This is a genomic window from Paraburkholderia sp. EG286B (genome assembly GCF_040965655.1).
Taxonomy (GTDB): Bacteria; Pseudomonadota; Gammaproteobacteria; order Burkholderiales; family Burkholderiaceae; genus Paraburkholderia.
Genome location: NZ_JBFRCF010000003.1, coordinates 92,875 through 114,510, shown reverse-complemented (window position 1 = coordinate 114,510; position 21,636 = coordinate 92,875). Strand labels below are relative to the sequence as shown.

The following is a 21,636-nucleotide window of genomic DNA, read 5'->3' as shown; positions in this document are numbered from 1 at the left end:
CTCTATACGCACGAAGCGCGCCTCGAAATGGTACCGCGCCCACACGCGTGGGGCCCAGCCGTCCAGATTTTCGCAGGTCGCGAGGGCGGGACGCAAAATCCGCGCGTCACTGCGTCTGCGTCTTGCCCGTGACGAGCTCCTGGTTGCGCGCGGTCAGGAACTGGATGAGCCCGTCCACGCCGCCCTGCTGGATCTTCTCGTTGAACTGCTGGCGATAGGTCTGGATCAGCCACGCGCCGAGCACGTTCAGGTCGTAAAGGCGCCAGCCCTGCGGCGTCTTGTACAGGCGGTAATCGATTTCGATCGGATTGCTGCTGGTCTGCGCGAGCGTGCGCACGACGACGTCGGTGTCGCCAGGCGAGCTGCGCATGGGCGGGTACTCGATCTTCTGGTCAGGCTTGAGTTGCGCGATGGCGCCCGAGTAGAGATGGATCAGCAGCAGCTGGAACTGCTGCTCGATCTGCGCCTGCTGCTCAGGCGTGGTGGTGCGCCAGTGCGGCCCCATGGCGAGGCGCGTGGTGCGGCGAAAATCGACGTACGGAAGAATGTCGCGGTTGACGATATCCTGGATGCGCGCGATGTCGTCGGGCGCGACGGCCTTCGTGCGGACTTCGTCGAGGATCTGCTGCGTGGCGGTCTTGATGAGCGCCTGCGGGTCCGACTGGTCCACCTGGGACGATTGAGCGAACGCCGCCGTAGCGGGCAGGAACGACAGACACCACGCGAGCAGCGCGGTCATGCGGAATAACCTGGTCATCGATATCTCTGGACAATGGCGGGAGCGGCGAGCGGGCGCGAAATCGACAAGCCGCACGCATCGCGCGAGCGCACGCCAGCGCTCAGTCTAGCGGGTCGGGCGCACTCAGGTCGGATCGTTGTGCCGCGCGTGCGCTCGTGCATTCACGCGCGCGGCCCGCGCGCACGCGCGTCGGACGCCGCGAGAAACGCCTCGAGCCCGAAAAGCCAGGCCACGCAAAACGAGAGGCGCGATAGCACCGCCGGCATCGGGTCGCCTTCGCTGTCCACGGCGCCCTCCTCCAGCGCGGTCTCGCCAGAAGCGGGCGCGCCTGACAGTGGCGCGGACGTCGTCGATAACGGCGATTGCTGGCGAGAAATGGCTTCGGGCTCCATGGCTGCGGTGCTCCTCGGTGCGGACCGGATTGTGATTGGCGTTACGGTGAAGCAAGACACATACCATGTCGTGGCATTGCGCCCGGACCCGCCCGCAGCCACGCTTGCGCACCCGCACGCCACTTCCGCCCTGTAAAAACTACACGCGCGTCACGGCAAACCGGAGGGGCCCGCGCGCGCCAGGCCCAGCAGTCGTTGCGCGGGCAAGCGGGCACGAAAAACGCATGCAGCCGCACGCCCGCCCGTTCGCTCGCCTTGCCTGCCCGCGTAATCGGTTCAATTGCAATGCAATCGGGATCGACTCGATTCGATCGTGTAAGGTTCAGCGGTTCGTCTCGAAGACGAGGCGCGCCCCATCGCTCAGGAGATCGCATGAACACACCGGAACAGGTTCGCATTGCGGACATCCTCGGCCAGCATCGCGACACGCTGCTCGTCGAATGGCTGCGCCTGCATCTGCCGATCGCGCTGCGCCGCGGCCTCGCGATGGAAGGGGAAATTCGCGAGCAGTTCTCCGCGTTCCTCAACGTCTTTCTCGACACGCTGCCGAACACCGAAACCTTCGACTCGGGCCGCCCGGAGTGGGAGCCGGTGCGCGCGTTCCTCGCGGAATTGTCGGCGCACCGCGCGCGTCAGGGCTACACGCCGGTCGAAACGGCCACCTTCGTGTTCTCCTTCAAGGAGCCGCTCTACGCGCGCCTGCGCTCGGCCTATGCGCACGATCCCGCCGAACTCGCCCAGCTGAGCTGGCAGGTGAGCCTGCTGCTCGACGGCTTCGGCCTCTATACCACCGACATTTTCCAGAAGAGCCGCGAAGCGATCATCGCGCGCCAGCAGGAAGAGCTGCTCGAGCTTTCCACACCCGTCGTGCAGCTTTGGGAAGGCGTCCTCGCGCTGCCGCTCATCGGCACGCTCGATTCCGCGCGCACCCAGGTCGTCATGGAGAGCCTGCTGCAGAAGATCGTCGACACGGGCGCGGGCCTCGCGATCATCGACATCACGGGCGTGCCCACCGTCGACACGCTCGTCGCGCAGCATCTGCTCAAGACCGTGGCCGCCGCGCGCCTCATGGGCGCGGACTGCATCATCAGCGGCATCCGCCCGCAGATCGCGCAGACCATCGTGCACCTGGGCGTCGATCTCACCAACGTCACGACCAAGTCCACGCTCGCCGACGCCTTCGTCATCGCGCTGCAGCGCATCGGCGCGACCATCCTCTCGCCGAAGGCCGCGGCCTGAGCGCCACGCAGCGCCACTGAAGCACGGGAACCGCACACGATGGAACGCATTCCGATTCTGCGCCTCGGCGACTGCCTGATCGTCACGATCCAGGTGGACATGCACGACCGCCTCGCGATCGCACTGCAGGACGACCTCACCGAGCGCATCGTCAAAGAGTCGGCCAAGGGCGTGCTGATCGACATCTCGACGCTCGACGTGGTCGACTCGTTCATCGGCCGCATGATCGGCAACACGGCCGCCATGGCGATGGTGCTCGACGCGCAGACCGTGGTGGTCGGCATGCAGCCGTCCGTGGCGATCACGCTGGTGGAGCTCGGCCTCACGTTGTCGGGCGTGCGCACCGCGCTGAACGTCGAAAAAGGCATGGCGCTGCTCAAGCAGCGTGAGCTCCGTTGAGTCCCATTACTCCGTTAGCTAGCACGTCTCTTGCGTTCGATCATGAATAGCAACGACACGACCGGCAGGCTTGCGGCCCAGGTGAGCCTGAGATCGGACGAGGAAATCGTCCGGCTGCGGCAGATCGTGCGCGACGCCGCCATCGCGCAGGGTTTCTCGCTCATCGAACAGACCAAGTTCGTGACGGCGGCGAGCGAGCTCGCACGCAACACGCTGCAGCATGGCGGCGGCGGCGATGCGCGCCTCGAAGTGCTGGAAAAAGGCGTGCGCGTGGGACTGCAGCTCTCGTTCGTCGATCAGGGTCCGGGGATTGCTGACATCGAGCGCGCGCTGCAGGACGGCTTCACGAGCGGCAATGGCCTGGGCCTCGGCCTGGGCGGTTCGCGGCGCCTGTGCGACGACTTCACGATCGAATCGACTCCGGGTGGCGGCACGACGGTCACCATCACGAAATGGAAAGTACGCTAGACGGTGCGGCCGGTTCAGCCGGCGGCACCCACCGCTCCTTCGAGGTCAGCGACGCCAGCGGCGTCGCCTTTGCACGCCGCGGCGCCAGCGAAGCCGCGCGCATTGCCGCGCTCGGCGAGACCGACGCCGGCCGCCTCGCAATCGTGCTCACGGAAGCGGCCACCAACATCCTCAAGCATGCCGGCCACGGCGAACTGCTCGTGTGCGCGCTGGAGGGCGCGGTGGAGCTGATCGCGCTCGACAGCGGCCCCGGCATGCCCGACGTGGGCACCGCGCTCGCCGACGGCCACTCCACGACCGGCACGACCGGCACCGGGCTCGGCGCGATCCGGCGGCTCTCGAACCAGTTCGCCATTTACTCGCAGCCGGGCGTAGGCACCGTGTTGCGCGTGCTGGTGCAGAAAAGCGGCGGCAACGCCGCGCGCGCGGCATTCACCGGCCCCGAGGTCGGCGCCGTGTGCGTGCCACACCCCGGCGAGGAAGTCAGCGGCGACGGCTGGCGGGCGCAGGCCGACCAGAGCGGCCTCACGCTCGCACTCGCCGACGGCCTCGGCCACGGCGCCGAAGCCCACGTGGCCGCCGTGGCCGCGCTCGACGTGCTGCGCCGCCGCGCCGGCCTCGCACCCGCCGCGCTGATGGAGCTCTCGCACGCGGCCCTGCGCCCCACGCGCGGCGCGGCGCTCGCGCTCGTGCGCATCGACCTGGCGCGCGGCGCGCTCGCGTTCTGCGGCACGGGCAACATCTCGGCGGTCGCGTATGGCGCGGGCCGCCCCATCGATAACCGCGTTTCAGGCGGCCACACGCATCGGCCCGCCAGCGCAGCACCGTCCGCGCGCGAGTGCTATCAGCTCGTCTCGCGCAACGGCATCGTGGGCCACACGATGCGCGGCATCCAGGAGTTCGAACTGACGTGGAGCGAGAACGCGCTGCTCGTCCTGCATTCGGACGGCATCGCCACCCGCTGGGACCTCGCCGCCTGGCCCGGACTCGCCAACCAGCCCGCCGTCGTGATCGCGGCCGTCCTCTACCGAGACTTCGCGCGCCGGCGCGACGACGCCACCGTCGTCGTCGTGCGCGCACGCCCCGGAGTACAGTTGAACCATGAATAAGCCCCTGCTGCGCATCCGGCTGGAAACCGCCCAGGACGTCGTCGCCGCGCGCCGCCGCGCGCGCGAGCTGGCCGCCGGGCTCGGCTTCTCGCCGCTCGACCAGACGCGCATTGCGAGCGCCGTCTCCGAAATCGCCCGCAACGCGTTCGAATATGCGGGCGGCGGCGAAGTCGCCTTCGCGCTGGAAGGCGAGCGGCCGCGCGAAGCGCTCGCCGTGCAGGTGAGCGACCAGGGCCCCGGCGTGCGCGAGCTCGAAGCCGTGCTCGACGGCACCTGGCGATCGCCCGGCGGCATGGGCCTCGGCATCACGGGCAGCCGCCGTCTGATGGACCGCTTCGAGATTCGCTCGTCGGCCGGCGGCACGACCGTCACCATGGCGCGCGACTTGCCGCACGAGCGCAGCGAGGCGAGCGGCGCGGAACTCGAGCGCATCGTGCGCGAACTGGCTGCACGCAGTCCGCAGGAAGGCGCACACGGCGACTCGCTCGAAGAACTGCAGCAGCAGAACCGCGAACTCGTGACGGCGCTCGACGAACTGCGCGAGCGCCAGGAAGAACTCTCGCGCCTCACGCAGGAGCTGGAAGCGACCAACCGCGGCGTGGTGGCGCTCTACGCCGAACTCGACGAGCGCGCCGAGGAACTGCGCCGCGCCGACATGATGAAAACGCGCTTTCTCTCGAACATGAGCCACGAGCTGCGCACGCCGCTCAGTTCGATCCGCGCGCTCGCCAACCTGCTGCTCAACCGGCTGGACGGCGACCTGAGCGTAGAGCAGGAACGCCAGGTCAAGCTGATTCTTTCGTCTGCGGAAAGCCTGGGCGAGACCGTGAACGACCTGCTCGATCTCGCGAAGATCGAAGCCGGCAAGACCGAAGTCGTGCCCGCGTGGTTCGAGCCCGCCGACCTCTTCGCCGCGCTGCGCACGATGCTCATGCCGCTGCTCGACACGCCCGACGTCACGCTCGAATTCGGCTCCACCGCAGGCCTGCCGCAGCTTTACACCGACGAACCCAAACTCACGCAGATCCTGCGCAATTTCGTTTCGAACGCGCTGAAGTACACCGAGCGCGGGCAGATTCGCGTGGGCGCCCAGTGCATGCCCGGCGACGGCGACGAAGCGCGCATCACTTTCTTCGTCGCCGACACGGGCATCGGAATTGCTCCCGAGCACCACCAGATCATTTTCGAGGAGTTCGGCCAGGTGCAGAACCGCCTCCAGCAGCGCGTGAAGGGAACGGGCCTTGGCCTGCCGCTGTGCCGCAAGCTTGCGGCGCTGCTGGGCGGCGAAGTGGGCGTGGAAAGCGAGCCCGGCGTGGGCTCGACGTTCCGCCTGAACCTGCCGGTGCGCCTCGCCATGTCCGTCGAGAACGAACCCGAGATCTCCGGGGACGCGGCGCCATGAACGCGCACGCCACACTCATCCTCAACGTCGACGACAACGAAGGCGCGCGCTACGTGAAGTCGCGCGTGCTGCGCCACGCCGGCTACGCCGTGATCGAAGCCGCGACGGGCCAGGCCGCGCTCGAAGCCGTGCGCGGACAGGCGCCTGCGATCGTCCTGCTCGACGTGAAGCTGCCCGACATCAGCGGCATCGAGGTGTGCCGCCTCATCAAGGCGGACCCGGAGACGAACTCCACGCTCGTGCTGCAGACCTCCGCCGCCGCGGTGCAGACGCGCGACAAGATTCTCGCGCTCGACGGCGGCGCCGACAGCTACCTCACCGAGCCCGTCGAGCCCGCCGAGCTGGTGGCGAACGTGCGCGCGCTCCTGCGCCTCTACGCTGCCGAAAAGGCGCTGCGCGACGCCGACCGCCGCAAGGACCGCTTCCTCGCGACGCTCGCGCACGAACTGCGCAATCCGCTCGCGCCGATTCGCAACGCCATCGAACTGCTCGACCCGCGCCACGGCGCGAACGACACCATGCGCGCCGACGCGCGGCAGATCGCGAGCCGCCAGGTCGAGCATCTCGGCCGCCTCGTCGACGACCTGCTCGACGTCTCGCGAATCTCGCACGGCAAGATCGCGCTGCAGATGAGCACGCTCGACCTGCGCGAGATCGTCCAGGTCGCCGTGGAAACGAGCCGGCCCTTCCTCGACGCGAAATCGCAAACGCTCACGGTCGAGATCGACTGCGAGCCGTGCCACGTGACCGGCGACGCGATACGCGTGGCGCAGATCATCAGCAACCTGCTTTCCAACGCCGCCAAGTACACGGCCGAAGGCGGCCAGATCGCGCTGCGGCTCGAAGCGGACGTCTACGAGATCCTGATTCGCGTGCGCGACAACGGCATCGGCATCGCGCCCGACGAGCTGCCCTATGTGTTCGAGCTTTTCATGCAGTCGCGCGAAGCCGTGAAGCGCGCCGACGGCGGCCTCGGCATCGGCCTCGCCCTCGTGCGCGAACTCGCGGAACTGCATGGCGGCTCGGTGAGCGCGCATTCGGACGGGCTGGGGCACGGCTCGGAATTCGTCGTGCGTCTGCCGCTCGCGCGGGTGCCGCAATGCGAAGCGCCGCTCGGCAAATCGCAAGGCGCGGGGCACCAGACTGAGCCCGCGCGCCGCCGCGTGCTGATCGCCGACGACAACGTCGATTCCGCTTCCTCGCTGCTCATGCTGCTGGAACTCGAAGGCCACGAGGTGCGCGTCGCGCACGACGGTCCGAGCGCGCTCGCGCTCGCGCAGAGCTTCCTGCCCCACGTGGCGATTCTCGACATCGGCTTGCCCGGCATGGATGGCCATGCGCTCGCGAAGGCGCTGCGCGCCGAGCCGGCCACCGCCCACGTGCAATTGATCGCGCTTACGGGCTACGGCCAGGAGCGCGACCGCCAGGCGGCGAGCGATGCGGGCTTCGACCGGCATCTGGTCAAGCCGGCGCCGTACGACGAGATCCTGCGGGAAATCGAAAGCGCGCCGCCGGATTGAGTGGCGCCGTGCGCTTCGCCTGCCGACCGTTCGCGCCACCGAATTCCCGTTCGCGCCCGTTTCCCCGCGCTTCGTCGCATCCCCCTCGCCCGCCCCGCCCCCACTCACCACACTGCAGACATCGCCCCCCGCTCGACCCGCCAAGGAGAGCCGCATGTCTGCCATCATTGCCGCGCACGTCGTCGCCGCAACGCTTTCTGTCATACTCGGAACCGCCGTCATGCTGACCGAAAAGGGCAGCGCGCGGCACAAATGGCTCGGCCGCCTCTGGGCGCTGACGATGTTCGCCGCCGCGCTCAGCTCGTTCGACATCCGCGAGCTGCATCCGGGGCATCTGTCCTGGGTGCACGGCCTGTCGCTGCTGACGTTCGCGAGCGTCGGGCGCGCCATCTGGGCGATCCGCCACGGCAACGTCCGCGGCCATCGCCTCGCCATGCGCGGTTCGTTCTTCAGTCTCATCGCGGCCGGTCTCGCTGCCATTGCGACGCCGCACCGGCTGCTCAACCTCATCGTCACGAGCTGGATCGCATGATTCCTGGCACGCACGTCGAGTTTCCGAACGCCGCCGCCCGCCTCCCCGCGCCGGCGGCCAATGTCCTGCTCGCCGGATTCGCGCGTGAGGCCGTGATCGTCGTGATCGGCAACGCGCTGATTGCGGTCGCGCTCACCGCCGCGGGCGTGCACGAGCGATTCATCGACAACCTCGTCTTCAGCCAGGCGATCGGGCTGTCGATCATGCTGCTGCTCGACGTCGGCCGCTTTTTCCTGCAACGCCACAATGCGCTCACGGGCCCGCGGCTCGCCCTCGCGATGGTGCTCGCCATCGTGCTCGGCGCGTCGCTCGGGCGCGGCATCGCGAGCGTGGTGCTCGGCATCGGCTTGCACAACGCATTCGCGACGAAGGATCTCGCGCTCACCGGCTGGATCGCGCTGACCGCCACGCTGCTCGTGACCTGGTACGGCTGGTCGCGCACGCGCATAGCCGAGTTGAGCGAACAGGTCGCGCGCACGGCATGGCAAAAGGAAGCCGCCGAGCGCACGGCGCTCAGTGCGCGCCTGCAGGCGCTGCAGGCGCAGATCGAGCCGCACTTTCTCTTCAACACGCTGGCGACGCTCGACAGCCTGATCGCCTCCGACCCGCCGCGTGCGCGCGAGCTGCTCGCGAGCCTCAACCGCTTCCTGCGCGCGACGCTGGAGGCCTCGCGCGCGCAAAGCGAAACGCTCGCGGTGCAGTTCAAGGTGCTCGACTCGATGCTCGCCGTGCACGCCATGCGTATCGGCCCGCGCCTCGCCTATGCGCTCGACCTGCCGCGCGATTGCGCCGACCTCCCGGTGCCGCCCATGCTGTTGCAGCCGCTCGTGGAGAACGCGCTCAAGCATGGCATCCAGGGGGCGCTCGAGGGCGGCAGAATCGACGTCCTCGCCCGGCGCGACGGTGAGCATGTCGAACTGAGCGTGACCGATACGGGCCCGGGCTTCGGCGCGACGCCGGGCACCCAGGGCGCGGGCGTCGGGCTCGTGAACGTGCGCGAGCGGCTTGCGGCGCTCTACGGCGAGCAGGCGTCGCTCACGCTGATCGAGAACGTTCCGCATGGCCTCGTTGCGCAGGTCCGGCTGCCGCTGCGCGACACCGTTGGCGTGAGCGTGCAGGAGTCCGGATCATGAAACGCCACGCGCCCGCCGATACGGCGCAACACAGCGACGCCCCGCGCCGCTCGCCCGACACCCCGACCGCACTGATCGCCGAGGACGAGCCGCTGATCGCCGCCGCCCTGGAGCGCGAACTCGCCGCCGTGTGGCCGGAACTGCGCATCGTGGCGACGGCCAGCAACGGCGAGGAAGCCATCGAACGCATCGGCGCGCTCGCGCCCGACGTCGCGTTCCTCGACATCGCCATGCCGGGCGCGACCGGCCTCGATGTCGCGCGCGCCTGCGCGAATCTCGCCGCGCCGCCCCAAATCGTGTTCGTGACCGCCTACGACGCCTATGCGCTCGAAGCCTTCGAGGCCGCGGCCATCGACTATCTGCTCAAGCCCGTGGAGGCTGCGCGGCTCGCGCGCACGGTGGAGCGCCTGCGCGCCCGGCTCGCGCGCTCGCCGGCGAACGACGCCGAGGCACCGCAGATGCAGGCCGATCTGCAACGCGTGCTGCGCCAGCTGGAAACGATCACCCAGGACGTTCGCGAAGCGCGCGCCGGTGCGCGAGCGGGCAATGCCGATAGCGCCCCGCGCGGGGCGCCGCTGCGGTATCTGCGCGCCTCCAGCGGCAACGACATCCGCATGGTGCCGGTGGAAGATGTGCTGTACTTCGAAGCCGCCGACAAATATGTCGTGGTCACGACGCGCAGCGGCGAATTGCTGATCCGCACGAGCCTGCGCGAGTTATGCGCGCAACTCGACCCGGCGCGCTTCTGGCAGGTTCACCGCGGCACGGTGGTCAACGTGGACCAGGTGGAATGCGCCTCGGTCAGCGCGATCGGGAAGATGACGTTGCGGTTGCGCGGCCACGCGGGCGCCCTCGACGTGAGCCGCCAGTACGCGCACCTGTTCAAGCAGATGTGACGCGCGCCGCGACAACGGCACACGCCTTCAACGCGGCTCGCTTTTCAGATACCGCTGGGGCGGCTCGCCCATCGTCTTGCGGAACATCGAGATGAACGCGCTCGAATTCGCATAGCCGAGTTCGGCCGCGATCTCGGCCACGCGCACGCCCTGGGCGAGCTTCGACACGGCTTCGACGATGCGCAGCTGCTGGCGCCAGTGGCCGAACGTCAACCCGGTCTCGTTCTTGAAGCGCCTCGCGAGCGTGCGCTCGCTCGCCCCCACGCGCTCGCCCCAGGTCGCGAGCGAGTCGCCGTTGGCCGGCGCCGCCAGCAGGAAATCGCAGATCTGCCGCAAACGCCGGTCGAGCGGCAGCGGCAACCCGCCGCCCGAGGCCTCGCGCGCATCGCGCATTTCGCTGAGCAACAGCGGTGCAATGAGCGCGTAGCGGCACTCGGGGCCGCGCTGGCGGTCTTCGACCAGCGCCGCCACCAGTTCGCGCAACAGCGGCGAAACCCGCACCGCGTGGCATGCGGATTCCGGCCACGGCGACGCCTCCGGCTCGAACGACACGCTATGCAGGCTCACCGCGCTCGTCGCGATCATTTCGTGGCGCACGCGCGGAGCGATCCACATTCCGCGCTGCGGCCCGAGCGTCCACATGCCGATGGGCGTCGTCACCCGCAGCACCCCGCTCTCCGTAAAGACGAACCGCCCCTGGTCGTGCGAAAACCACGATCCCCGCTGGGCAGCGTCGTATTCGGAGCTTGCCGCCATGATTGGCCGTTCGGGCTTGCGGTGCGGGACTTCAGGCCGTTGCCGCCAGATCTGATCCACAATCGGGAATTCCTTCGCTGATTTTCCAGAAAAATAGCTGTTTTGCGCAATTTATGCCATGCGCATCGCGCCACGCCGTGCCTCGTATTTTGCATCGGATGACGATTAATTGCTAATGCAAACGATAATGATTCTCTATACTCTCAATGAATATTCAAGAGAATCGATTCCGCTGCCTAGACGGCGCCTCCCTCCTGCGCCGCCGCGCTGCCGCCGAGATAGGTGGCGCGCACCCGGTTGTCGTCGGCCAGTTCATGGGCCGAACCCGCGAGCGCCACGCGGCCGCCTTCCAGTACATAGGCGCGGTTCGCGATGCGCAGCGCCTGGCGCGCGTTCTGCTCCACGAGCAGCACCGCCGTGCCCGCGTGGCTGATGCGTGCGATCACTTCGAAGATCGCGCGCACGAGCTTGGGCGCGAGCCCCATGGAAGGCTCGTCGAGCAGCACGAGTTTGGGCTTGAGCATGAGCGCGCGCGCAATCGCGAGCATCTGCTGCTCGCCGCCGCTCAGCGTGCCGGCGAGCTGGTCCTTGCGTTCGCGCAGCCGGCCGAACGTTTCGTAGGCCTGAGCAATACCCTGGTCGAGCGCGCCGGGGTCGCGCCGCAACAGGTAGCCGCCCAGGCGCAGGTTCTCCTCGACCGTCAACCCGCCGAAAATACGGCGCCCCTCCGGCACGTGCCCGATCCCGAGCGCGACGATGCGATGCGACGGCAGCCCGACGAGCGCCTGCCCCTCGAACGCGATGCTGCCGCCGCGCGGACGCAGCAGCCCGGAGATGGTGCGCAGCGTCGTGGTCTTGCCCGCGCCGTTGGCCCCGAGCAGCGCGACGATCTCGCCCGGCCCGACATCGAGCGAAACGCCATGCAGCGCTTCGATGTTGCCGTAGTTCACGCGCAGGTCGCGAACGTCGAGGAGTTTGCCGGCCGCGTCTACCCCCATAGCGACTTCTCCCCGTCCGTGGCGTCGGGCCCGTCGTCTTCCTCGGCCGTGCCCAGGTAGGCGTCGATCACCACCGGGTCGTTCTGGATCTGCGCGGGCGTGCCCTGCGCAATGATCTCGCCATGGTCCATCACGATGATGCGGTCGGACACGCCCATCACGAGCGCCATGTCGTGCTCGATCAGCAGCACCGTCACGCCGAGGTCGCGGATGCCGCGGATCTGCGCCATCAACGCGTGCTTTTCGGTTGGGTTCATGCCGGCGGCGGGCTCGTCGAGCAGCAACAGGCGTGGCTGGCTCGCCAGCGCGCGGGCGATTTCCAGCCTGCGCTGATCGCCATACGGGAGGTCAGAGGCATATTCGCTCGCGCGCGCGCCTAGCCCCACGAGATCGAGCCAGCGCTGCCCGAGCGCGCCGTGCTCGGCCGCCTCGGCGCGCGCCGCGCGCGTGCCCACCAGTTCCGCCACGAGGGCCGTGTGCAGACGATGATCCATGCCGATCAGCACGTTCTCGAACGCGCTCATATGGTTGAACAGGCGAATGCCCTGAAACGTGCGCGCGATGCCGCGATGCACGTTGCGATGGGGCGCGCCGCCGCCAAGCGGCTCGCCGCGCCAGACGAGGCGGCCGCCGCTCGGGCGGATCACGCCCGTCAGGCAGTTGAACACCGTGGTCTTGCCCGCGCCGTTCGGGCCGATCAACGCGAGAATCTCGCCGCTGCGCACCTGGAAGGTGATGCCGCCGATCGCACGCACGCCGCCGAAGCGGCGCTCGAGGTCATGCACCTCGAGCAGGGTCTCGCGCGCGGCGGCGGCTTCGAGGCCGCCGCTATCGGCAATGGAAACGGCCGCCTCGGTTTCCTTGCCCGCCGCCTCCGCGGCTTCCGCTTCGTGCGCCACCGTCTCTTCCTCGGGCCGCGGCGCGGCGCGCCTCACGCGCGCGGGCCACAGTCCTTGCGGGCGCAACAACATGAGCACGACGAGCGCCACGGCAAAGCCGAAAATACGCCACAGGTTCAAAAAGCGCAGCATTTCCGGCAGGCCCGCGACGATCAGCGCGCCGAGTATCACGCCGGGAATGCTGCCGCGTCCGCCCATCACGACGACGATGAGGATCGTCACCGACTGCAGATAGGTGAACGCGGTGGGGTCGATCGTGCCGAAGCGCGCGGCGAACAGACTGCCCGCGAGACCGCCGATCAGCGCGCCGATCACATACGCGAGCATCTTCACGCGCAGGGTCGCGACGCCCACCGCCTCGGCGGCGGCTTCGTCCTCGCGGATGCTGGTCCACGCGCGCCCGAGGCGCGAGCGACCGAGCCGCACGGCGAACACCAGCACGACGATGAAGAACGCCATGCCCAGCACGTACACCGAGCGCGGCGAGCTGAACTCGAAGCCGAACAGGTTCGGCGGCTCGATGCCGTAAATGCCATTCGGCCCGCCGGTAATGTCGAGATTGGTGGCGACGATGCGCGTGATCTCGCCGAAGCCGAGTGTGACGATGGCGAGATAGTCGCTACGCAGACGCAAGGTGGGATAGCCGATCACGACACCGGAAGCGCCCGCGAACACCAGGCTGAACGGCAGCGTCGCCCAGAACGAGAAGTGCAGCAGCGTTTCGAGCAGCGCCGTGGTATAGGCGCCGATGGCGAAAAACGCCGCGTAGCCGAGGTCGAGCAAGCCGGCATAGCCCACGACGATGTTCAAGCCGAGGCCCAGAATCGCGTAGGTGATGATGGTGAGCCCGACGTCGACGATATAGCCGCTCGCGAATTTGGGCAGCGCGATCGCCAACGCGATCAGCACGCCGGAAACGACCCATGAGGTGTCCGTGGCCCGCGCGCGCATGGCTCACATCCTCTCGACCACGCGTTCGCCGAACAGCCCGGTGGGCTTCACCACGAGCACGGCGATCAGCACGCCGAACACGAACACGTCGGTCCATTGGGAGGACACATACCCCGCGCCGAACGCCTCCAGCAAGCCGATCAGGAAGCCGCCGACCATGGCGCCCGGAATATTGCCGATGCCGCCGAGCACGGCCGCCGTGAACGCGCGCAGCCCGAGCACGAAGCCCATGAAGAAGTTGATCTGCGTGTAGAAGAGCCCTTCCATCACGCCGGCGACCGCGGCGAGCGCCGAGCCGATGAAAAACGTGAGCTGGATGAGCCGCTCGACGTCGATGCCCATGAGCCGCGCCGCATCCTGGTCGATGGCGAGTGCGCGCATGGCCGTGCCGACGAACGTATGGTGTACGAACAAATACAGCGCGATCATCAGCGCGAAGCTGGCCGCGATAATGCCGATCTGCGCAAACGTGATGTGCACTTGCGCAACGTCGAAGCCGGTATGCGTGAGCAGGTGCGGGTAGGTGCGAAAGCCCGCGCCGTAGGCGATCAGCACGCCGTTCTCCAGCAGCAGCGAAACGGCCAGCGCCGTAATGAGAATGGACAGGCGCGGCGCGCGCAGCAACGGCTGATAGGCCACGCGCGCGATCGCCACGCCGAGCACGCCGGTCGCGAGCATGGCCGCCGCGAAGGCCACGAACAGCGCGAGCGCGAGCGGCAGGCGCGCGGCCGCCAGCACTGCGAGCGCGGTCCAGCCCACGAACGCGCCCACCATGAAGAGATCCCCGTGTGCGAAGTTGATGAGCCGGATGATGCCGTAGACCATCGTGTAGCCGAGGGCGACGAGCGCGTAGAACGAGCCGATCGTCAGCCCCTCGATGACGAACTGGAAAAAGGTGCTCATGAGCGGCCCGGGGCGCTTACTTCATTGCCACCCACTTGCCGTTGGCATCCTGGCGCTGGTAAGGCTCGAACTGATCGTTGTGCACGACGACCGTGATGTACACGGCGCGGCTGCGGTCGCCCTTCGGATTGAAGCCGATCGTCCCCGTGGCGCCCTGGTAGTTCGTGATCTTGTGCAGCGCGGTGCTGATGTCGGCGGGCTTGGCCGATTTGCCGTCGGCGATGGCCTTGGCGGTCACGCCCACGGCGTCGTACTCGTACACCGAGTACGGCCCCGGCCCCTGTCCATAGGTCTTGGTGTACTGATCGAGGTAGTCGTGCGCGCCCGGCAGGAACTGCGCGAGCGGTGCCGTCGTGATGATCATGCCGTCGGCGGCCGGCCCTGCCGTCTTCATGAGCGTGGGGTCATTGGTGCCGTCGCCGCCCATGAAGGTCATCTTCAGGCCCACCTGACGCGCTTCCTTCACGAGCAGACCCGCTTCGGAGAAATAGCCCGTGTAATAGATCACGTCCGGCTTGAGCGAGGAAACCTTGGTGAGCGTCGGCGAATAATCCATCTGGCCCGGCGTGATCGAGTCGGCGTAGACGACGTCCACGCCCATCTTCTTGAGCGATTCCACGGTGTTCTGCGCGAGACCCTTGGCATAGGTCGTGTTGTCGTCGATCACCGCCGCGCGCTTCACGTGCAGCGAATTCTTCATGAAGCTGGCCGCGAAAGGCCCTTGCTCGTCGTCACGGCCAATCGTGCGGAACACGTTGTCGTAGCCCATTTCCGTGAGCTTCGGATTGGTCGAGGCATCGAGCACGTAGGGAATGCCGGCGCGGTGGAAGGCGGTCAATTCGGGCAGTGCCGCGCTCGAGCAGTAGCCGCCCGCCACGGCAACCACGCCCGCGTCCACGAGTTTCTGTGCGGCCTGAACCGCCGTTTGTGCGTCGCACGCGTCGTCTTCGGGTACGAGTTCGATCTGCTTGCCGAGCACGCCACCCGCCGCGTTGATCTTCGCGGCCGCGAGCTTCGCGCCGTTCAGGATATCCGTGCCTGCTGCGGCGCTGCTGCCCGAAAGCGGCACCGGCACGCCGATCTTGATGGTCTGCGCCTGGGCGAGTCCAGGCGCCAGCGCAGCGAGCGAAAAGAGCGTGAGCGCGAGGGTTGCGTGCAGCGCGCCATTGTTCTGAGGATTCATATGAGCGGCTCCTGAGCGTGGACCCGACCGGGCGATGCCGCAACGCAGGCGAGCCCGCGCGGTCAGTTAGCGAAACGAAATAATTCGTCCGGTGCGATGCCCTGCAGGCCTCGCGCGCTCATGGCGCGCAGCTTGCATGGGTACCGGCGCATAACGACTTATCCATGATAGATGCATGCAACCGTTTAGCTGCCATAGGGTATGCGCGTATACAAATTGCGTGCGCTCGCGGCAGCGTGAAGGTACTTTGTATACACGCACGGAGGGGCGCGAATGAAGACCATCGTACTGGGCGGCGGCATCGCGGGCGTCACGAGCGCGTATTACCTCGCGCGCGACGGCCGCGACGTCACCGTGATCGAGCGGCGCGCAGGCGTTGCGCTCGAAACCAGTTTCGCCAACGCGGGGCTCGTCGCGCCGGGCCACTCGTACACGTGGGCCTCGCCCCGCGCGCCGAAAATCCTGCTCAAATCGCTGTTCGTCGAGGGCCAGGCGTTGCGCCTGCGCCTGAAGGCCGATCCGCACATGTGGGCCTGGTGCGCGCAATTCCTGCTCAACTGCACCGAGGCGCGCTCGCGCGAGAACACCTCGCGCAAGGTGAGGCTGTGCCGCTATTCGCAGCGTCAACTGCAGGAGGTCACGGCGCGCGAGCAGCTCGAATACGACCTCATCAGCCGGGGCCTGCTCTATCTCTATCGCGACGCCGCCTCGTTCGAGCGCGGCCGCGCCCACATGTCGATCCTCGTGGAAAACGGACTGCCGCTCGAAACGCTCGACGCCGCCGCGGTCGCGGCACGCGAGCCCGCGCTCGCCCACGCGCGCGGGCGCATCGCGGGCGCGATCTATTGCCCCAGCGACGCAAGCGGCGACGCGCACCGCTTCACGCGTGGGCTCAAGGAGGTTTGCGAACGTATGGGGGTGCGCTTCGTGTTCGACGCCCCGATCGAAGCCATCGAAGCCGCCGGCGACCGCATTGCGGGCGTGCGCACGAGCGCCGGCGTGATCCAGGGCGACGACTACGTGCTCGCGCTCGGTTCCTGGTCGCCGATCCTCGCGCGGCCGCTCGGCTACCGCATCGCGGTCTATCCTGTGAAGGGCTATTCGGCCACGTTTCCGTGCGGGCCCGAGCATCGCCCGCCCGAGATGGGCGGGGTGGACGAGAACCATCTCGTGGCATGGGCGCGCTTTGGCGCACGCCTGCGTTTCACGGCCACCGCGGATTTCGCGGGCTACGACACGCGGCACACGCCCGGCGATTTCACTTCGATGATGCAGGCGGCGCGCGAACTCTTCCCGCAGGGCGCCGACTACACGCAGCCGGCGTACTGGGCCGGGCTGCGCCCGATGACGCCCGAGGGCACGCCGCTGATCGGCCGCACGCGCCACCGCAACCTCTTTCTGAACACGGGTCACGGACACATGGGCTGGACCATGGCGTGCGGCACCGCAAAACTGCTCGCCGACATCATGGCCGGGCGCGAGCCCGAACTCGACATGACGGGACTGACGCTGAGATGACCATTACCGCACCGCCGCAAAATCACGAGGATGCCTACACGAAGCTCGATTTCGCGCTCGACGGCGGCATTGCCCGCCGCGCCGCAATCGGCCTCGTGGTGCTGGCCACCGATCACACGATCGAATACGAATGGCGCGACCTGCTGCGCCAGCCGGGCGTCGCATTCTACGAGAGCCGCCTCGAGAATTCGCCGGACATCACGCCGCCGCGCCTCGCGGAAATCGAGGCGCGCATCGCCCCCGCCGTGAGCCTCATGCTGCCCGGCGAGCGCCTCGACGTGGTGGCATTCGGCTGCACGTCGGCTTCGATGGTGATAGGCGAAGAGAAGGTCGCGGCGCGCATCCGCGAGGCCCGGCCCGAGATTGCCTGCACCACGCCGATCACGGCCGCGCTCGCCGCGCTAAAGGCGCTCGAGGTGCGCCGCGTGGCGCTGCTGACGCCCTACGTGCGCACCATCAACGACTTCCTGCGCGATTACATCGAGGCGCGCGGCGTGACCGTCACGCGCATGGCTTCGTTCGAGCATGCGGACGACAACGAGGTGGCGCGCATCGACGCGAATTCGATTCGCAGTGCAATAGAAACGCTGGCGCGCCACGACGATGCCGATGCGGTGTTCGTGTCGTGCACGAGCCTGCGCGTGGCCGCGCTCGTGCCGCAGATCGAAGCGCAGACCGGCAAGCCCGTGCTGTCGAGCAACTATGCGATGGCGTGGCACGCGCTGCGGCTCGCGGGGGTGCAGGATAGCGAGCCGCAACTGGGGCGCCTGTTCACGCGCCAGTGACTTCAATGCGCAACGCGATGATCGATCAACTCCTTCACGACCCGCGGGTCGGCAAGCGTTGAAACGTCCCCGAGATTGTCGTAATCGCCATCGGCGATCTTGCGCAGAATGCGGCGCATGATCTTGCCCGAGCGCGTCTTCGGCAGCACCGGCGCCCACTGGATGCAGTCCGGGCTGGCGATCGGCCCGATCTCCTTGCGCACCAGCGCGACCAGATCGGCGCGCAGCGTTTCGTTGGGCTCCACGCCCGCCTTGAGCGTCACATAGGCATAGATGCCCTGCCCCTTGAGCGAATGCGGGAAGCCCACCACGGCCGCCTCGGCCACGTCGGCATGCGAGACCAGCGCGCTCTCCACCTCCGCCGTGCCGAGCCGGTGGCCCGAGACGTTCACTACGTCGTCGATGCGGCCCGTGATCCAGTAGTCGCCGTCGGCGTCGCGATAGCAGCCGTCGCCCGTGTAGTACTTGCCTTCGAACTGGCTGTAGTAGACCTGGCGCATGCGGTCCGCGTCGCCATAGACGTAGCGCATCTGCCCCGGCCACGAGTCGAGCATGCAAAGGCTGCCCGCCGCCGCGCCTTCGAGCACGGTGCCCTTTTCATCGACGATAGCCGGGCGGATGCCGAAGAACGGCCGCGTGGCCGAGCCCGGCTTGAGCGTGGTCGCGCCGGGCAGCGGCGTGAGCATGATGCCGCCCGTTTCGGTTTGCCACCATGTGTCGACCACCGGGCAGCGCTTGTCGCCCACCACCTCGTAATACCAGAGCCACGCCGCCGGGTTGATCGGCTCGCCCACCGTGCCGAGCAGCCGCAGCGACTTGCGTGACGTGCGCTTGACCGGCCCTTCCCCATCGCGCACGAGCGCGCGGATCGCGGTCGGCGCCGTGTAGATGATCTGCACGTTGTGCTTGTCGCAGACCTGCCAGAAGCGCGAGCTGTCCGGATAGTTCGGCACGCCTTCGAACATGAGCGTGGTCGCGCCGTTGGCGAGCGGCCCGTACACGATATAGCTGTGCCCCGTCACCCAGCCGACGTCCGCCGTGCACCAGTAGATGTCGCCGTCGTGATAGTCGAACACATACTGATGCGTGAGCGACACGTAAGTCAGATAGCCGCCCGTGGTATGCACGACGCCCTTGGGCTTGCCCGTCGATCCGGAGGTATACAGGATGTAGAGCGCATCCTCCGCGTTCATCGCTTCCGGTGGACAATCCGCAGGACTCCGATCGATCAGATCGTGATACCAGTGGTCGCGTCCTTCGCGCCAGTCGACCTTGCCGCCGGTGCGCCGCACCACCACGCACGTCGTCACGTCGGGACATTTCGCCATGGCGTCGTCGGCGCTGGCCTTCATCGCGATCGTGCGGCCGCCGCGCACGCCTTCGTCCGCGGTGATGAGGATGGTCGAGGCGCAGTCCTGAATGCGGTTGGCCAGCGCCTCGGGCGAGAAGCCGCCGAACACGACCGAATGGATCGCACCGATGCGCGCGCAGGCGAGCATGGCCACGGCGGCCTCGGGAATCATCGGCATATAGATGGTCACGCGCTCGCCGCGCTTTACGCCCAGCGACTTCAGCGCGTTGGCGAACTTGCAGACCTGTGCATGCAACTCGCGATACGTGAGCGTGCGGCTCACCTTGGGATCGTCGCCTTCCCAGATGATGGCGGGACGATCGCCGCGCGTCGCCAGATGCCGGTCGAGGCAATTGCTGCTGGCGTTCAGCGTGCCGTCGTAGAACCAGCGTATGTGCAGATCGCGGCTCGCGAACGACACGTCTTTCACCTGGGTATAGGGCTTGATCCAGTCGAGCCGTTTGCCCTGCTCGCCCCAGAATGCTTCGGGGTCCTCGATCGAGCGGCGGTACATCGCTTCGTATCCGGCCTGATCGACCCATGCTTTTGCGGTCCATTCCGCGGGCGGCGGAAAGACCCGATGCTCATCCATGATTCACTCCTCGGGATGAGGCGCCGCCGCGCCGCAACGGCGCGGCGGCGTCGGGAACACTCAAGCCGCACGCGGTTGCGGCGCGACGTAGGGATGCGTGGGCAGCACGATGCGCCCAAAGCTCTCGTTGATCACCATGGCCGCGGAGGCATAGAAGGCCAGCACGGCGGTGATGAGGCCCGCATAGCCGCCCAGCCGCGTGATCATCGTCATGCCACTCCATATACCGATTGCAAGCAGTCCGAATGTAATCCAGAGCGCGAGAAACACGAGTTGGACCGAGGTGCTCGTATGCATGGAGCCAATCCACATATAAAAGGTGAACACGCCCCAGACGAGCAGATACCAGCCGACGAACGACTCGGGCACCTTCGTGCCAAGGAACGCGGCGAATAGCGCGAAGGACCACCAGAATGCGCCGTAGCTCAGGAACGCCACGGTGCCGAGCGTGTTGCCGCGCGGGAACTCCATCACGCCGGCGATCATCTGCGCCGTGCCGCCGAATGCGAACGCGAGCGCCAGCACGAGGCCCATCGAATCGGCGCTGTACCAGCCCGCGTTGATCATGCTTAGCATCCACGTGGTGAATGCAAATCCGGCAAGGCCTAGCGGTGCCGGGTTGGAAAGATTGCCACCCATGATCCTCCTCCTCGCGCAGACAGTCGGCCATCGACATGGCCACAAGCGCGCAAAATAAGTGCACCTGCCAAGTCATTATAGGCAACATATCACAACGTGATATTTATGCCGACAATGTGGCGCTCGATAGCGCGCATAGGGCATGCCTGGCAGGCACAGGTATGAGGAATCGGGTTGGAAGACGCGCCGGCGCATTGCGCACCGGCGCGAACATAAGCTGAAGAAATCAGGCGTAAATGGGCTTGCCGGCGAGCGCGCTGCGAATCGCACCCGCGAGGTCGCCAGCGGCGAATTTCGCCACATAGCCGCTCGCGCCTGCGTTCTTCACGTGCGCTTCATTCGCGGTACCCGTGAGCGACGAATGAATCACCACGGGAATATCCACGGTGCGCGGGTCCGCCTTGATCTTGCGCGTCAGCGTGAAGCCATCCATCTCCGGCATTTCGAGGTCGGTCAGCACGAGCGCAATGCGATCCTTCGCGCGCACGCCGTCGCGCTCCGCGCTCGTCGCGATCGCGTCGAGCTGCTTCCACGCCTCGAGGCCCGTCTTCGCCATCGTGTATTCCACGCCGAGCGCCTTGAGGCTCTGGCCGATCAGCTCGCGCGCGAAACCCGAGTCGTCGGCGGCCAGCACCTTTGCGCCCGGCGGAATCATCGCGGGCTCGCCCACGTCTTCCGGCACGACCGCGCCGTGCTGCGCGGGGAACACGTCGCGCAGCACCTGCTCCACGTCCACCACCTGCACGAGCTTCTTGCTCTCGGGGTCGTTCTCGAGCCGCGCGATGCTCGTCACGCGGTTGCCCATCGTGACGTCGGCGGTCAGCACCTGGCTCCATTCGAGCCGCACGATCTCGTCCACGCTTTCGAGCGCGAAGCCCTGGGTAGAGCGCGCGAATTCGGTCACGAGCAGGATGTTCCGGCCCGTGGCCGGCTCGCAGCCCATGAGCCGCGGCAGGTCGATCACGGGCATCACCTGGCCGCGGATGTTCGCCGCGCCGAGTACGTAGGGGGACGACGCCGCGATCGGCGTGATCGCCGGCATGCTGAGGATTTCCCGTACCTTGAAAACGTTGATGCCGAAGACTTCGCCAACCTCGCTGCCCGGCGCCGCGCCGAGACGGAAAAGCAGCAGCTCGAACTGGTTCGTGCTTGTCAGGCGGGTTCGTTCGTCGATTGCGAAGCCGCTATCCATGATTCTCTCGTGTCCTTTACGTGTGGCGCGATGCGTCCGG

The 21,636-nt window shown here is 67.4% G+C and carries 21 protein-coding genes; 11 read left to right on the top strand and 10 right to left on the bottom strand.

Annotated elements, in window-relative coordinates:
* Window positions 1-106: 106 nt before the first annotated feature.
* Together AB4Y42_RS06700 and AB4Y42_RS06695 are read right to left on the bottom strand one after the other, a co-directional pair.
* A complete protein-coding gene (locus AB4Y42_RS06700; protein ID WP_342922957.1) occupies window positions 107-757 on the bottom strand; it encodes an ABC transporter substrate-binding protein in 651 nt (216 codons plus the stop codon).
* A gap of 143 nt (window positions 758-900) precedes the next feature.
* Window positions 901-1,131 (bottom strand): hypothetical protein, encoded by a 231-nt coding sequence (locus tag AB4Y42_RS06695; RefSeq protein WP_368691728.1) that lies wholly within the window; start codon window positions 1,129-1,131, stop codon window positions 901-903.
* A 372-nt stretch (window positions 1,132-1,503) separates the two neighbouring features.
* On the opposite strand from AB4Y42_RS06695, the gene AB4Y42_RS06690 reads away from it, so the two are divergent.
* The 9 genes from AB4Y42_RS06690 to AB4Y42_RS06650 all read left to right on the top strand — a co-directional run bounded on the left by AB4Y42_RS06690 (window position 1,504) and on the right by AB4Y42_RS06650 (window position 9,829).
* On the top strand, window positions 1,504-2,370 hold the full coding sequence (locus AB4Y42_RS06690; protein ID WP_368693721.1) for an STAS domain-containing protein: 867 nt from the start codon (window positions 1,504-1,506) through the stop codon (window positions 2,368-2,370).
* 39 nt (window positions 2,371-2,409) lie between these two features.
* Entirely contained in the window at window positions 2,410-2,769 is a 360-nt protein-coding gene (locus AB4Y42_RS06685) for an STAS domain-containing protein (protein ID WP_368691730.1), read from the top strand.
* A 42-nt stretch (window positions 2,770-2,811) separates the two neighbouring features.
* Complete coding sequence (locus AB4Y42_RS06680) at window positions 2,812-3,237, top strand: anti-sigma regulatory factor (RefSeq protein ID WP_342922961.1); 426 nt, start codon at window positions 2,812-2,814, stop codon at window positions 3,235-3,237.
* Window positions 3,222-4,346 carry an ATP-binding protein gene (locus AB4Y42_RS06675; RefSeq protein WP_368693720.1) on the top strand — a complete coding sequence of 375 codons (1,125 nt, stop codon included), beginning with the start codon at window positions 3,222-3,224 and terminating at the stop codon, window positions 4,344-4,346. The genes AB4Y42_RS06680 and AB4Y42_RS06675 overlap by 16 nt, the downstream gene beginning before the upstream one ends.
* A complete protein-coding gene (locus tag AB4Y42_RS06670; RefSeq protein ID WP_368693719.1) occupies window positions 4,339-5,748 on the top strand; it encodes a sensor histidine kinase in 1,410 nt (469 codons plus the stop codon). Before AB4Y42_RS06675 ends, AB4Y42_RS06670 begins: the two co-directional genes overlap by 8 nt.
* Window positions 5,745-7,268 (top strand): response regulator, encoded by a 1,524-nt coding sequence (locus AB4Y42_RS06665; protein ID WP_368691733.1) that lies wholly within the window; start codon window positions 5,745-5,747, stop codon window positions 7,266-7,268. The genes AB4Y42_RS06670 and AB4Y42_RS06665 overlap by 4 nt, the downstream gene beginning before the upstream one ends.
* Window positions 7,269-7,422: 154 nt before the next feature.
* A complete protein-coding gene (locus tag AB4Y42_RS06660) occupies window positions 7,423-7,800 on the top strand; it encodes a DUF2306 domain-containing protein (RefSeq protein ID WP_368691734.1) in 378 nt (125 codons plus the stop codon).
* Window positions 7,797-8,933, top strand: a complete 1,137-nt coding sequence (locus AB4Y42_RS06655; RefSeq protein ID WP_368691735.1) for a sensor histidine kinase — start codon at window positions 7,797-7,799, stop codon at window positions 8,931-8,933. Before AB4Y42_RS06660 ends, AB4Y42_RS06655 begins: the two co-directional genes overlap by 4 nt.
* On the top strand, window positions 8,930-9,829 hold the full coding sequence (locus AB4Y42_RS06650; protein ID WP_368691736.1) for a LytR/AlgR family response regulator transcription factor: 900 nt from the start codon (window positions 8,930-8,932) through the stop codon (window positions 9,827-9,829). The genes AB4Y42_RS06655 and AB4Y42_RS06650 overlap by 4 nt, the downstream gene beginning before the upstream one ends.
* A 27-nt stretch (window positions 9,830-9,856) precedes the next feature.
* On the opposite strand, the gene AB4Y42_RS06645 is transcribed toward AB4Y42_RS06650, so the two are convergent.
* The 5 genes from AB4Y42_RS06645 to AB4Y42_RS06625 all read right to left on the bottom strand — a co-directional run bounded on the left by AB4Y42_RS06645 (window position 9,857) and on the right by AB4Y42_RS06625 (window position 15,519).
* Window positions 9,857-10,585 carry a helix-turn-helix domain-containing protein gene (locus tag AB4Y42_RS06645; RefSeq protein ID WP_368693718.1) on the bottom strand — a complete coding sequence of 243 codons (729 nt, stop codon included), beginning with the start codon at window positions 10,583-10,585 and terminating at the stop codon, window positions 9,857-9,859.
* Between the two features lie 236 nt (window positions 10,586-10,821).
* Window positions 10,822-11,583: an ABC transporter ATP-binding protein gene (locus AB4Y42_RS06640; RefSeq protein WP_368693717.1), complete on the bottom strand. Its 762-nt coding sequence runs from the start codon at window positions 11,581-11,583 to the stop codon at window positions 10,822-10,824.
* On the bottom strand, window positions 11,574-13,433 hold the full coding sequence (locus AB4Y42_RS06635; protein ID WP_368693716.1) for an ATP-binding cassette domain-containing protein: 1,860 nt from the start codon (window positions 13,431-13,433) through the stop codon (window positions 11,574-11,576). Before AB4Y42_RS06635 ends, AB4Y42_RS06640 begins: the two co-directional genes overlap by 10 nt.
* A 3-nt stretch (window positions 13,434-13,436) precedes the next feature.
* Window positions 13,437-14,336, bottom strand: coding sequence for a branched-chain amino acid ABC transporter permease (locus AB4Y42_RS06630; RefSeq protein WP_342922971.1), 900 nt, complete (start codon window positions 14,334-14,336; stop codon window positions 13,437-13,439).
* 16 nt (window positions 14,337-14,352) lie between these two features.
* Window positions 14,353-15,519 carry a branched-chain amino acid ABC transporter substrate-binding protein gene (locus AB4Y42_RS06625; protein WP_368691740.1) on the bottom strand — a complete coding sequence of 389 codons (1,167 nt, stop codon included), beginning with the start codon at window positions 15,517-15,519 and terminating at the stop codon, window positions 14,353-14,355.
* A gap of 273 nt (window positions 15,520-15,792) precedes the next feature.
* On the opposite strand from AB4Y42_RS06625, the gene AB4Y42_RS06620 reads away from it, so the two are divergent.
* Window positions 15,793-17,037 carry a D-amino acid dehydrogenase gene (locus AB4Y42_RS06620; protein ID WP_368693715.1) on the top strand — a complete coding sequence of 415 codons (1,245 nt, stop codon included), beginning with the start codon at window positions 15,793-15,795 and terminating at the stop codon, window positions 17,035-17,037.
* Window positions 17,034-17,822 (top strand): aspartate/glutamate racemase family protein, encoded by a 789-nt coding sequence (locus tag AB4Y42_RS06615; RefSeq protein WP_368693714.1) that lies wholly within the window; start codon window positions 17,034-17,036, stop codon window positions 17,820-17,822. Before AB4Y42_RS06620 ends, AB4Y42_RS06615 begins: the two co-directional genes overlap by 4 nt.
* A 2-nt stretch (window positions 17,823-17,824) precedes the next feature.
* Here the strand turns inward: AB4Y42_RS06615 and acs are convergent, their stop codons facing one another.
* The 3 genes from acs to AB4Y42_RS06600 form a co-directional block, all read right to left on the bottom strand.
* A complete protein-coding gene (gene acs, locus AB4Y42_RS06610; protein WP_368691743.1) occupies window positions 17,825-19,765 on the bottom strand; it encodes an acetate--CoA ligase in 1,941 nt (646 codons plus the stop codon).
* A gap of 60 nt (window positions 19,766-19,825) precedes the next feature.
* Entirely contained in the window at window positions 19,826-20,404 is a 579-nt protein-coding gene (locus AB4Y42_RS06605) for an acetate uptake transporter (protein ID WP_368691744.1), read from the bottom strand.
* 226 nt (window positions 20,405-20,630) lie between these two features.
* The gene (locus AB4Y42_RS06600) at window positions 20,631-21,596 is read right to left on the bottom strand and encodes a chemotaxis protein (protein ID WP_368691745.1); all 966 of its coding nucleotides are present in this window, start codon (window positions 21,594-21,596) and stop codon (window positions 20,631-20,633) included.
* Window positions 21,597-21,636 lie beyond the last annotated feature (40 nt).

Coding starts and splice junctions, on each gene's coding strand:
- AB4Y42_RS06615 (WP_368693714.1), top strand. CDS start 17,034: ATGACCATTACCGCACCGCCGCAAAATCACGAGGATGCCTACACGAAG.
- AB4Y42_RS06605 (WP_368691744.1), bottom strand. CDS start 20,404: ATGGGTGGCAATCTTTCCAACCCGGCACCGCTAGGCCTTGCCGGATTT.
- AB4Y42_RS06630 (WP_342922971.1), bottom strand. CDS start 14,336: ATGAGCACCTTTTTCCAGTTCGTCATCGAGGGGCTGACGATCGGCTCG.
- AB4Y42_RS06700 (WP_342922957.1), bottom strand. CDS start 757: ATGACCAGGTTATTCCGCATGACCGCGCTGCTCGCGTGGTGTCTGTCG.
- AB4Y42_RS06690 (WP_368693721.1), top strand. CDS start 1,504: ATGAACACACCGGAACAGGTTCGCATTGCGGACATCCTCGGCCAGCAT.
- AB4Y42_RS06670 (WP_368693719.1), top strand. CDS start 4,339: ATGAATAAGCCCCTGCTGCGCATCCGGCTGGAAACCGCCCAGGACGTC.
- acs (WP_368691743.1), bottom strand. CDS start 19,765: ATGGATGAGCATCGGGTCTTTCCGCCGCCCGCGGAATGGACCGCAAAA.
- AB4Y42_RS06650 (WP_368691736.1), top strand. CDS start 8,930: ATGAAACGCCACGCGCCCGCCGATACGGCGCAACACAGCGACGCCCCG.
- AB4Y42_RS06625 (WP_368691740.1), bottom strand. CDS start 15,519: ATGAATCCTCAGAACAATGGCGCGCTGCACGCAACCCTCGCGCTCACG.
- AB4Y42_RS06620 (WP_368693715.1), top strand. CDS start 15,793: ATGAAGACCATCGTACTGGGCGGCGGCATCGCGGGCGTCACGAGCGCG.
- AB4Y42_RS06680 (WP_342922961.1), top strand. CDS start 2,812: ATGAATAGCAACGACACGACCGGCAGGCTTGCGGCCCAGGTGAGCCTG.
- AB4Y42_RS06660 (WP_368691734.1), top strand. CDS start 7,423: ATGTCTGCCATCATTGCCGCGCACGTCGTCGCCGCAACGCTTTCTGTC.
- AB4Y42_RS06665 (WP_368691733.1), top strand. CDS start 5,745: ATGAACGCGCACGCCACACTCATCCTCAACGTCGACGACAACGAAGGC.
- AB4Y42_RS06640 (WP_368693717.1), bottom strand. CDS start 11,583: ATGGGGGTAGACGCGGCCGGCAAACTCCTCGACGTTCGCGACCTGCGC.
- AB4Y42_RS06675 (WP_368693720.1), top strand. CDS start 3,222: ATGGAAAGTACGCTAGACGGTGCGGCCGGTTCAGCCGGCGGCACCCAC.
- AB4Y42_RS06685 (WP_368691730.1), top strand. CDS start 2,410: ATGGAACGCATTCCGATTCTGCGCCTCGGCGACTGCCTGATCGTCACG.
- AB4Y42_RS06600 (WP_368691745.1), bottom strand. CDS start 21,596: ATGGATAGCGGCTTCGCAATCGACGAACGAACCCGCCTGACAAGCACG.
- AB4Y42_RS06645 (WP_368693718.1), bottom strand. CDS start 10,585: ATGGCGGCAAGCTCCGAATACGACGCTGCCCAGCGGGGATCGTGGTTT.
- AB4Y42_RS06655 (WP_368691735.1), top strand. CDS start 7,797: ATGATTCCTGGCACGCACGTCGAGTTTCCGAACGCCGCCGCCCGCCTC.
- AB4Y42_RS06695 (WP_368691728.1), bottom strand. CDS start 1,131: ATGGAGCCCGAAGCCATTTCTCGCCAGCAATCGCCGTTATCGACGACG.
- AB4Y42_RS06635 (WP_368693716.1), bottom strand. CDS start 13,433: ATGCGCGCGCGGGCCACGGACACCTCATGGGTCGTTTCCGGCGTGCTG.